Below are 4,162 nucleotides of genomic sequence, written 5' to 3'. Positions count from 1 at the left end.
CACGACAGGGGACGGAACGGACGGTGGAGCACTTCCCGCATCGCGGACGATCGAACAACCGGCATGTCCATCCTCGTGGTGCTCGGAATACGCCGCCGCGGACGGGCGGACGTGGCTCGCGGTCCTCGCGCGGCCGATCGGGCACACCCCGCGAGCCGCGGACGATCCCCAGTTCACGCACCCGGCGCGGCCCGGGCACGGCCTCACCCTAGGTCGCCGGAAGCCGTGTTCGACTGATCGACGTGCACGCTCGAACGTCCAGCTCAGCAGCGGTGTCCGACTGTTCGCGATGACCGGCGGTGGCCCCGCCCTCCCCCGGCGCGGTAGATCCTGCGGGCCGACCAGCGCGACGCACGCGCCACCCGCACACCGAGCGAGGAGACCACCGCCGATGGACGAAGTCGCGGACGCGATCGCGAGCGCAGCGGGCCCCGAGGACTTCGCGGCCCTACCGGTGCCCGCCGAGCACCAGGCCGCCACGCTCCACGCCGACGAGGTCGACATGTTCGACGGGCTCGACGGCGCCGACAAGGACCCGGGCAAGTCGCTGCACGTCGAGCACGTGCCCACCCCGCAACCGGGCCCCGGCGAAGCGCTGGTGGCGGTGATGGCCTCGGCCATCAACTACAACACCGTCTGGAGCGCCCTGTTCGAACCGGTCCCGACGTTCGCGTTCCTGCGCCGCTACGGCCGCACCGGCCCCGAGGGCGCCCGCCACGACCTGCCGTACCACGTGCTCGGCTCGGACCTCGCCGGCGTCGTGCTCCGCGTCGGCCCGGGGGTGCGGCGGTGGCGCCCCGGCGACCGGGTGGTGGCGCACTGCCTGTCCACCGGGATGGAGCACGCCGACGGCCACGACGACGCGATGCTCGACCCGGAGCAGCGGATCTGGGGCTACGAGACCAACTTCGGCGGCCTCGCCCAGCTGTCGCTGGTGCGGGTCAACCAGCTGATGCCCAAACCCGCCCACCTCACCTGGGAGGAGGCGGCCTGCTCGGGGCTGGTGCACTCGACCGCCTACCGCCAGCTGGTCTCCCGCAACGGTGCGCGGATCAAGCAGGGCGACAACGTGCTGGTGTGGGGCGCGGCCGGCGGGCTGGGCTCCTACGCGGTGCAGCTGGTGCGCAACGGCGGCGCGGTGCCGGTCTGCGTCGTCTCCAGCGAGCAGAAGGCCGAGCTGGTCCGCTCGATGGGAGCCGAGCTCGTGATCGACCGGGCGGCGGAGGGCTACTCGTTCTGGCGCGACGAGCACACCCCGGACCCGGCGGAGTGGAAGCGCTTCGGCGCCCACATCCGCGAACTCACCGGCGGTGAGGACGTGGACGCGGTGCTGGAGCACCCCGGCAGGCAGACCTTCGGCGCCAGCGTGTTCGTCACCCGGCGCGGCGGCACGATCGTCACCTGCGCCTCGACCTCCGGGTACCAGCACCTCTACGACAACCGGTACCTGTGGATGTCGCTCAAGCGCATCCTCGGCAGCCACTTCGCCAACTACCGCGAGGCGTGGGAGGCCAACCGCCTGCTGCGCAAGGGGATGATCCACCCCACGCTCTCCGAGGTGCACCCGCTGCCGCAGGTCGCGCAGGCGGTGCGGGCCGTGCACCGCAACGCCCACAGCGGCAAGGTCGGAGTGCTGTGCCTGGCGCCCCACCCGGGCCTGGGGGTCGAGGACGAGCAGCTGCGCGCCAGGCACGTCGACGACATCAACCGCTTCCGCGTCGCGGGGACGACGGCCGCCGGAACCTGAGCCCCGGCGGTGGCGCACGCGGAACGACCTGCGCAGATGGCGCCATTCCGGTTATCTGGAGGTATCGGGCGGGTGGAGCGAGTGCGATCTGCGCCACTCCCTAGGAGCATCAGCCGTACCCTCCCGTCACCGCGACGACCACCGCCAGCCACGAAGGAGACCCGCCTTGGAACAGGCCGAACCCGCCCGACCCGAACCGATGGTGAGCACCCTGCCGCCCGACGCGGCCATCCCCGCGCAGGACCGCCGCCCGCCACCGGTGAGGCCCCGCGTCATCGACCTCGACGACAACGACGAGAGCCACCTCGTCCGCGGCTACGACTGAAACCCACCCCGCGGCACTCCGTGCCGTCAACTGCGGGGGAGGCCGCGCAACGCCTCCTCCAGCTGCGTGAGCACCGCCGCCGCCGGGGCAGCGGTGCGCACGACACCCACCACGACGTCCTCCCCCGCACCCGACCAGCCGGCCGCGATCCCGGTGCGCACCACCGCCAGCGCCGAACGCAGCCGGCCCCGGGCCTCCAGCCGCGCCCCGCTGCGCAACCACTCCCGCAGCACCTGGTTGTGCGCGGCGACCACCGCGGCGGCGGCCACCGCCGACCGCAGGCCCGCGTCGTCCTCCCCGGCGTAGCGCTCGCGCAGGTAGCGGGCGAACGCCCGCTGGTAGCCGTCGGTGCTGGCGATCTCCTTGTCCCGCAGCGCGGGAACCTGCCTGGTCAGCTCGAAGCGCTGCAACGACACCTCGGGCTCGGCGAGGTAGGTCTCCAGCACCGCCTCCGCCGCGCGGCTGACCACCAGCAGCGGATCCTCCCCCGTCCCGGGACCGGCGAGCAGCTCGGCGACGTCGGCCAGCCGCTCCTCGTGATCGCCGAAGGCCGCGTCCTCCTTGGAGCGGAAGTAGCGGAAGAACGTGCGCCTGCCGACCCCGGCCGCCTCGGCGATCTGGTCGACCGTGGTCGCCTCGAACCCCTTCTCGGCGAACAGGGCCAGCGCCGCCAGCGACACCGACCCGCGAATCCGGCGGCGGCCCTGCGGCGTGCGGCCGACCCGCGGCCTCGGCTCCTGCGACATGAGCGAAATATACCCACCCGATTGTTGGTGGCACTGCGTGCCGTTAGGATTCGGCGCACCGGGCTCGCCGGCACACCCGCACCCCGGAACCGGCGATCACCACAACACCCCAGCGGCACGCTGGCGACGGGGAGGCAGCAGTGAACCCGAACTTCGAGACCTACCGGCTGGCCGACGAGCACGACGCGCTGCGCGAAGCCGTCCGCGCCCTCGCAGACAAGGAAATCGCCCCGCACGCCGCCGAAGTCGACGAGCAGGAGCGCTACCCGCACGAAGCCCTCGACGCCCTCGTCAAAGCAGGCTTCGCCGCCGTCCACGTCCCCGAGGCCTACGGCGGCGAAGGCGCCGACTCCATCGCCACCTGCATCGTCATCGAAGAGGTCGCCCGAGCCTGCGCCTCCTCCTCCCTCATCCCCGCCGTCAACAAGCTCGGCACCATGCCGATCATCCTGTCCGGCTCCGAAGACCTGAAGAAGAAAGTCCTCGGCGACCTCGCCGCGGGCACCGCCACCGCCTCCTACGCCCTCTCCGAACGCGAAGCCGGCTCCGACGCCGCCGCCATGAAGACCCGCGCCCACCAGGACGGCGACACCTGGGTCCTCAACGGAAGCAAGTGCTGGATCACCAACGGCGGCATCTCCAGCTGGTACACCGTCATGGCCGTCACCGACCCCGACAAGGGCGCCAACGGCATCAGCGCCTTCGCCGTGCACAAGGACGACCCCGGCTTCGTCGTCGGCCCCAAGGAGAAGAAGCTCGGCATCAAGGGCTCCCCCACCGTCGAACTCTACTTCGAGGACTGCACCATCCCCGCCGACCGGATCATCGGCGAACCCGGCACCGGCTTCAAAACCGCACTGCGCACCCTCGACCACACCCGCCCCACCATCGGCGCCCAAGCCCTCGGCATCGCCCAAGGCGCACTCGACGCCGCCCTCGCCTACACCAAGGAGCGCAAGCAGTTCGGCAAGGCCATCAGCGACTTCCAAGGCGTCCAATTCATGCTCGCCGACATGGCCATGAAGATCGAAGCCGCCCGCCACATGGTCTACATCTCCGCCGCCCGCGCCGAACGCGGCGAGAACAACCTCGGATTCATCTCCGCCGCGGCCAAGTGCTTCGCCTCCGACACCGCCATGGAAGTCACCACCGACGCCGTCCAGCTCTTCGGCGGCGCGGGCTACACCCGCGACTTCCCCGTCGAACGCATGATGCGCGACGCCAAGATCACCCAGATCTACGAAGGCACCAACCAGATCCAGCGCATGGTCATGTCCCGCGCCCTGCTCAAGAGCTGACCCCCACCCGCGGCCCCACCCCCGGAAACCGACCAGTGGGGCCGCG

General features: G+C 71.5%; 4 protein-coding genes. 3 read left to right on the top strand and 1 reads right to left on the bottom strand.

The window, feature by feature from the left end; translation table 11 throughout:
• The first annotated feature begins 391 nt into the window (after positions 1–391).
• Positions 392–1,747, top strand: coding sequence for a crotonyl-CoA carboxylase/reductase (gene ccrA / locus ACL03H_RS11225; protein WP_412811101.1), 1,356 nt, complete (start codon positions 392–394; stop codon positions 1,745–1,747).
• A gap of 166 nt (positions 1,748–1,913) precedes the next feature.
• Positions 1,914–2,072, top strand: a complete 159-nt coding sequence (locus tag ACL03H_RS11220) for a hypothetical protein (protein WP_412811100.1) — start codon at positions 1,914–1,916, stop codon at positions 2,070–2,072.
• A 26-nt stretch (positions 2,073–2,098) separates the two neighbouring features.
• Here ACL03H_RS11220 and ACL03H_RS11215 read toward each other — a convergent pair whose 3' ends face one another.
• Positions 2,099–2,818 (bottom strand): TetR family transcriptional regulator, encoded by a 720-nt coding sequence (locus ACL03H_RS11215; protein ID WP_412811099.1) that lies wholly within the window; start codon positions 2,816–2,818, stop codon positions 2,099–2,101.
• 140 nt (positions 2,819–2,958) lie between these two features.
• Here ACL03H_RS11215 and ACL03H_RS11210 point away from each other — a divergent pair, with 140 nt between their 5' ends.
• The gene (locus ACL03H_RS11210) at positions 2,959–4,116 is read left to right on the top strand and encodes an acyl-CoA dehydrogenase (RefSeq protein ID WP_412811098.1); all 1,158 of its coding nucleotides are present in this window, start codon (positions 2,959–2,961) and stop codon (positions 4,114–4,116) included.
• The last annotated feature ends 46 nt before the right edge of the window (positions 4,117–4,162 follow it).

It is taken from the genome of Saccharopolyspora antibiotica (assembly GCF_047200635.1).
Taxonomy (GTDB): domain Bacteria; phylum Actinomycetota; class Actinomycetes; order Mycobacteriales; family Pseudonocardiaceae; genus Saccharopolyspora_C.
The sequence above is the reverse complement of the archived record's forward strand: the minus strand, read 5'-3'. Positions and strand labels throughout refer to the sequence as shown.

Bases quoted from the DNA above. Each gene is read 5' to 3' on its own strand.
- ccrA (WP_412811101.1), top strand. From the start codon at position 392: ATGGACGAAGTCGCGGACGCGATCGCGAGCGCAGCGGGCCCCGAGGAC.
- ACL03H_RS11215 (WP_412811099.1), bottom strand. From the start codon at position 2,818: ATGTCGCAGGAGCCGAGGCCGCGGGTCGGCCGCACGCCGCAGGGCCGC.